Source organism: Acinetobacter lwoffii, from assembly GCF_024129115.1.
Classification (GTDB): Bacteria; Pseudomonadota; Gammaproteobacteria; order Pseudomonadales; family Moraxellaceae; genus Acinetobacter; species Acinetobacter lwoffii_T.
In genome coordinates this window covers 1-4,830 of record NZ_JAMXXO010000044.1, presented here as the reverse complement: position 1 = coordinate 4,830, position 4,830 = coordinate 1, and the positions used below count along the sequence as shown (strand labels likewise).

6 protein-coding genes are annotated in these 4,830 nt (G+C 37.6%); 3 read left to right on the top strand and 3 right to left on the bottom strand.

Annotation, left to right across the window (positions count from 1 at the left end; genetic code table 11):
* The first annotated feature begins 162 nt into the window (after window positions 1-162).
* Window positions 163-1,206: a replication initiation protein gene (locus NI470_RS15445; protein WP_162987723.1), complete on the top strand. Its 1,044-nt coding sequence runs from the start codon at window positions 163-165 to the stop codon at window positions 1,204-1,206.
* On the opposite strand, the gene NI470_RS15440 is transcribed toward NI470_RS15445, so the two are convergent.
* Complete coding sequence (locus NI470_RS15440) at window positions 1,196-1,462, bottom strand: mobilization protein (RefSeq protein ID WP_253135640.1); 267 nt, start codon at window positions 1,460-1,462, stop codon at window positions 1,196-1,198. The two genes, NI470_RS15445 and NI470_RS15440, sit on opposite strands and share 11 nt — an antisense overlap.
* A 186-nt stretch (window positions 1,463-1,648) precedes the next feature.
* Here NI470_RS15440 and mobQ point away from each other — a divergent pair, with 186 nt between their 5' ends.
* Window positions 1,649-2,620, top strand: a complete 972-nt coding sequence (gene mobQ, locus NI470_RS15435; RefSeq protein WP_005265044.1) for a MobQ family relaxase — start codon at window positions 1,649-1,651, stop codon at window positions 2,618-2,620.
* A complete protein-coding gene (locus NI470_RS15430; RefSeq protein ID WP_004282248.1) occupies window positions 2,617-3,114 on the top strand; it encodes a hypothetical protein in 498 nt (165 codons plus the stop codon). Before mobQ ends, NI470_RS15430 begins: the two co-directional genes overlap by 4 nt.
* Before the next feature lie 127 nt (window positions 3,115-3,241).
* Here the strand turns inward: NI470_RS15430 and NI470_RS15865 are convergent, their stop codons facing one another.
* Both NI470_RS15865 and NI470_RS15420 read right to left on the bottom strand, forming a co-directional pair.
* Complete coding sequence (locus tag NI470_RS15865; protein WP_253148980.1) at window positions 3,242-3,799, bottom strand: TetR/AcrR family transcriptional regulator; 558 nt, start codon at window positions 3,797-3,799, stop codon at window positions 3,242-3,244.
* Window positions 3,800-4,144, bottom strand: coding sequence for an SMR family transporter (locus NI470_RS15420; protein ID WP_005199344.1), 345 nt, complete (start codon window positions 4,142-4,144; stop codon window positions 3,800-3,802).
* Between the last annotated feature and the right edge of the window lie 686 nt (window positions 4,145-4,830).

Genomic DNA, 4,830 nt, shown 5'->3' with positions numbered 1-4,830 from the left:
AAGTGTAGAGACCCCACGTTTAAAGTGTAGAGACCCCACGTTTAAAGTGTAGAGACCCCACGTTTAAAGTGTAGAGACCCCACGTTTAAAGTGTAGAAATCTATTTACACTACATTAATGTAGTGGTAAGTTTTATCTACACCAATAAAACTAGAGATGGTTATGAGTGAGTTTGTATCGAATCCGATTTTTTACACTGAAAAAACCAAAGACATTTCCATATCTAAATCAAATACACTCATTGAAGCAGGATTTGATTTAACACTTGCTGAACATGATTTAATGACACTTGCAATAAATAAACTACACAAGCAAGCTACGGGCAATCATGAGGTGTTTATTACTGCTCAAGAATTTGCAGTAGCTAACAAAATTTCAGATAGTCACGCCTATCAGCAGTTAAAAGCCACAGCCGATAAACTAATGGAACGGCATTTAAAATTTCCGCTATACATTGACTTGGATAAAAAACAAAACAAAGAACCTAATGCCGTTTGCGTTGTTCCCCCTAAACATGGACGTTATGAAACAGTACCGACAAAACATAACTGGCTACAAAGTGTCGGTTATATGGAATCCAACGGATTTATTTACCTGCTTTTTACCGACCCGATTCGTTTTTTAATTGATAAAACAGGTGATGCTTACACAACTTACAACTTCACAAACACGATTGAAATGACGACATTTGGCGGTAAACGGCTCTATGAAATGGTTTGTAAATGGAAAGATTTAGGTAAAACTAAACTTATGTATATTGATGAATGGAAAGAATTTTTTGGCGTTGTCGACAAATACCCTAGAACAGCAGAATTTAAAAGATGGGTGCTTTTGCCCGCCATTGCAGAAGTCAATGCACAGGGCGATTTTCGTATTAGTTTAAATCAGGAGAAAATAGGACGCACCATTACCCATTTTCAGATACTTATCAAAAAATTAAAGACTGAAAAGACAAAAGAAGAATCCAAGCCAAATCGTGACCCCAACACAGTCGACATCTTTGCCAATATAACTGATGCCCAAATTGCCAAATACAGTATGATTTTGTGCAAATTAGGTAGTATTTCAGACCTCAGTAACTTTCCAGACTATCCAACCTTTGCAAATTGGATTGGTAAAATATTAAGAGACCCTGAATCGGCAAATCCCATACATGCAAAACGTATATTTAAAGCTTTACGGACAGAAACAGATTTTAAAGATTAAACAGTTTTCGATCTCGATCTTCTGTTAAATATTCATTCAGTTCAGCCAATATTTTTTCTTTATTGGCTTCATTCTGCATTTTTTTAATCAAATAAGAACCGAGCAGAATTTTACGCCGAGTATCGTCCTTTCTTTCCTGTTCCTTTTGCTTCGTTTTTTCTCTTGCTTCAATAGCCTGTTTTTGGGCTTTTAACTGTTTCAACTTTTCTAATTGAGCTTCAATTTTTTTTTCAATATTTTCAGCAGATTTTGTCATAAAGTTTAATTTCGGGATATAGAAAACCACTCAAGCATAAGACCCTATGAATTGAAATTCAAGCGGGTAATATGCTATCGTGTTTTTCATGAAATGCGCACTTACGACTTGGATTTCATCCAAGTCAAAGTTTGCGTAAGGGGAATCCCCTTAACCCCAAAAGCAAAAGCACCCCAAGGCGACTGCATGGCAATTTATCATTGTTCCACTAAAACGGTGAACCGAAGTTCGGGGCGAACTGCGGTTGCATCATCTGCATATCGTGCAGGGGAAAAACTAGAAGATGAACGCACAGGACTGACCCATGACTTTACGAGAAAAGACGGTGTCGCCCATTCTGAAATTCTGTCTAATTTAGATATTGAAATTGACCGTGGTGAACTTTGGAACTTGGCAGAAAAAACCGAAAACCGTAAAGATGCCCGAACCGCTAGAGAATGGGTCATTGCCCTACCTGATGAATTAGACGCTGATCAACGTAAGGACTTGGCAAAAGACTTTGCCAGGTCCTTAGTTGATCGCTATGGAGTGATCGCAGATTTAGCCATCCATGAACCCAGCAAAGGCGGTAATGATAAGAATCATCACGCCCATATCATGCTTACCACCCGAAAAGCCGAATTGGACACGGACAATAAACTCACCCTGACCACCAAAACCGATATCGAACTCAGCAACGCCAAACGAAAAAGCCTTGGCATGGGGACAACCCAAGAAGATATTAAGCAAATTCGAGAAACTTGGGCAGACTTAGCCAATAAAGCATTGGAACGTGCAGGCTACCGAGAAAAAATAGACCATCGTAGCTATGCCGATCAGAACAACGGACTACAAGCCACCATCCATGAAGGCACCAAAGTCACACAATTACGCAGACAAGGCATAGACACTGAAATCAGCCGTTTTAATGACAACGTCAAACAGCAAAATAGCCAACAGCTTCACCAACAGAAACAGCAAAAAGAGAGCGTTTTACAGCGTGGTTTAAGCCGTGTCGATCAAGGTTTTGATCAATGGCAGAAGAACCAAGAAACCAAACGTCTAGAACTGGAACGCCAAGCGGAAATGAAGCGACAGCAAGAATTAGATAAACAACGAGCCGAGCAAGCACTCCGCAAGGCATCTCAAAAACTAGGTAGAGGCGGAATGTCATTATGAGTAATCAAAATGATCTAGATGACCAGTTATATATTTTATTGGCATCCATGAAGGAATATAGAGAGGCCATAGCAGACGATAACAAGCGATTAGAGCAGTTTTACAACCATGTCGCTAGCGGAGTGCTAGACAAGGCTGAAAAATCGCTAGAAAACGCAAATAAGAAGCATACAGGCGCATTAAACAACAGTATTCAGGCATTAAACGAAGCTACACACAGGCTCAACTTAAAACTTATCATTATTTTTGCCAGCACGTTTGTTGCTGTGATGATGGTGTTCATTTTGGCTATCTTTTTATACATACCAAGCAAAGACGAAATTGATGAACGTAGAGCAGATATGGCTGTACTAAAAAAATATCCGCTACAAATTCGAGAAAGTGATGGTGAAACATTGGTGAGAATAATGAGGAAAAATTGCTACTCGTTTGAACCGAGTAGTGTCAAAGAAAAAACGTATGACTGGTGTCAGATCGACCCTAAAAAATACTAGTTGATCGGTACTTTGCTTGGTTTTTCTCATTACAAATCAAATTACAGCAAGCGCAAAATTGCCCGACTTTGAAACATGGCTTTAGCCATCTTTCAAAGCATCGAGCTGAAATTTCGCATAAGAGATTTTATGTTAAATAGGTTCGATTAAGCAGATCGTCTTCTAATTTTGAACATTGCTCATCATCAATGACTCCGGTAATACTTTGTAGCCACAACCCATCTGCTGCTAAACGAAGTAACTCTAAATCAGGATGACTATCCGTTTCTGCATGTTGAGATAATCTATTTTTTAGCCATTCCATCCAAATTTTATTAAAGGTAGGCTCTGTAATTAGAGTCATTGATACAGCTGACCATGCAGAAACCACACCATTTATTTGATGAATAAAAGCACTGTGAACATAAGCTCGTGTGAATTTTCCATATTCGTCTTCATCTTGTTTCATTAGATATTCAATAGTTTGATCTACTTCAAGAATTACTTGATTAAACATTTCTTCTATTAAAATTTCTTTATTAGGGAAATGATGGAATATTCCCCCTTTTGTTATACCTACTGCTGTAGCAATATTTTGAATAGAAACACCAGAAATACCCTTTTGAGAAACAAGAATAGTTGCCTGTTCAAGGATGCGCTTTCGAATAACCTCTGGTTGCTTCTTTTGTTGCCGAATTTCTTTCACTTAATGACCTGCTGATTGCGAAAATAAATTAATAATTATTACGCCAGATACGATAAAACCAATTCCAATTAAAGCAGGATTATCTAGTGTCTGTTTAAAAACAAAGTAGCTAACTACAGCAGTTAGAACAATCCCAACACCAGCCCATATAGCGTATGCGATACCTAAAGGGATTGTTTTAATAACTTGTGATAATAAATAAAATGCCGTGCTAAAAAAAATAAAGACCATCACGCTTGGAAAAAGTTTTGTAAACCCTTCCGATTTAACTAAAAAACTACTTCCAATCACTTCGGAAACTATTGAAAATCCAAGTAATACATAAGCGAGTAACACACTGTTCATAAGTAATCATACCTAAAATACCAATCGGAAGGTATGTTAAATTTTCAAAAAAAAATTATCAATAATTATTTTAGATTTTCTAAAATTAACATAATACACCTTATACGAAATGCGTTATAATTATCTATAGAAATCAATGCTGTAGTTTCTATTTTATAGCCCGAACATCCCTGTTCGGGCTTTTTTTATGATTTTTCACGTTCCACGCCTATTATTTAAGCAATGTTTCACAACTTTGATTAGCTCCAGTAAATAATTAAAACCTAGATAATAAGAACCGAGCGAGTGTCTACGAGCGATTGAGCATCATCAAAATTTCGCCCTCGCCTTTTCTCTGATTACAAGCTCCCTTTCGATTTTAAACGGTAGGTACAGAGCATCCCGAATGGGTGCGAACTTTGGAGCTTTTGCTTTTCAAAAAGTATGAGCGTAGCGAATACATTATTAATGCTTTTGACTTTGCTTTTGAAACGACACGAGCAAAGCGAGTGCCATAGCCTTTGATTTTTGATTTTTTCCTTTTATAAGAATTATAAGAATTATAAGAATTATAGCTCCTCTCCAGCCCTTGTGCTATAAGGCTTTCAAGCTCTATAAGTGTAGAGACCCCACGTTTAAAGTGTAGAGACCCCACGTTTAAAGTGTAGAGACCCCACGTTTAAAGTGTAGAGACCCCACGTTTAAAG

Bases quoted from the DNA above. Each gene is read 5' to 3' on its own strand.
- mobQ (WP_005265044.1), top strand. From the start codon at position 1,649: ATGGCAATTTATCATTGTTCCACTAAAACGGTGAACCGAAGTTCGGGG.
- NI470_RS15430 (WP_004282248.1), top strand. From the start codon at position 2,617: ATGAGTAATCAAAATGATCTAGATGACCAGTTATATATTTTATTGGCA.
- NI470_RS15420 (WP_005199344.1), bottom strand. From the start codon at position 4,144: ATGAACAGTGTGTTACTCGCTTATGTATTACTTGGATTTTCAATAGTT.
- NI470_RS15445 (WP_162987723.1), top strand. From the start codon at position 163: ATGAGTGAGTTTGTATCGAATCCGATTTTTTACACTGAAAAAACCAAA.
- NI470_RS15440 (WP_253135640.1), bottom strand. From the start codon at position 1,462: ATGACAAAATCTGCTGAAAATATTGAAAAAAAAATTGAAGCTCAATTA.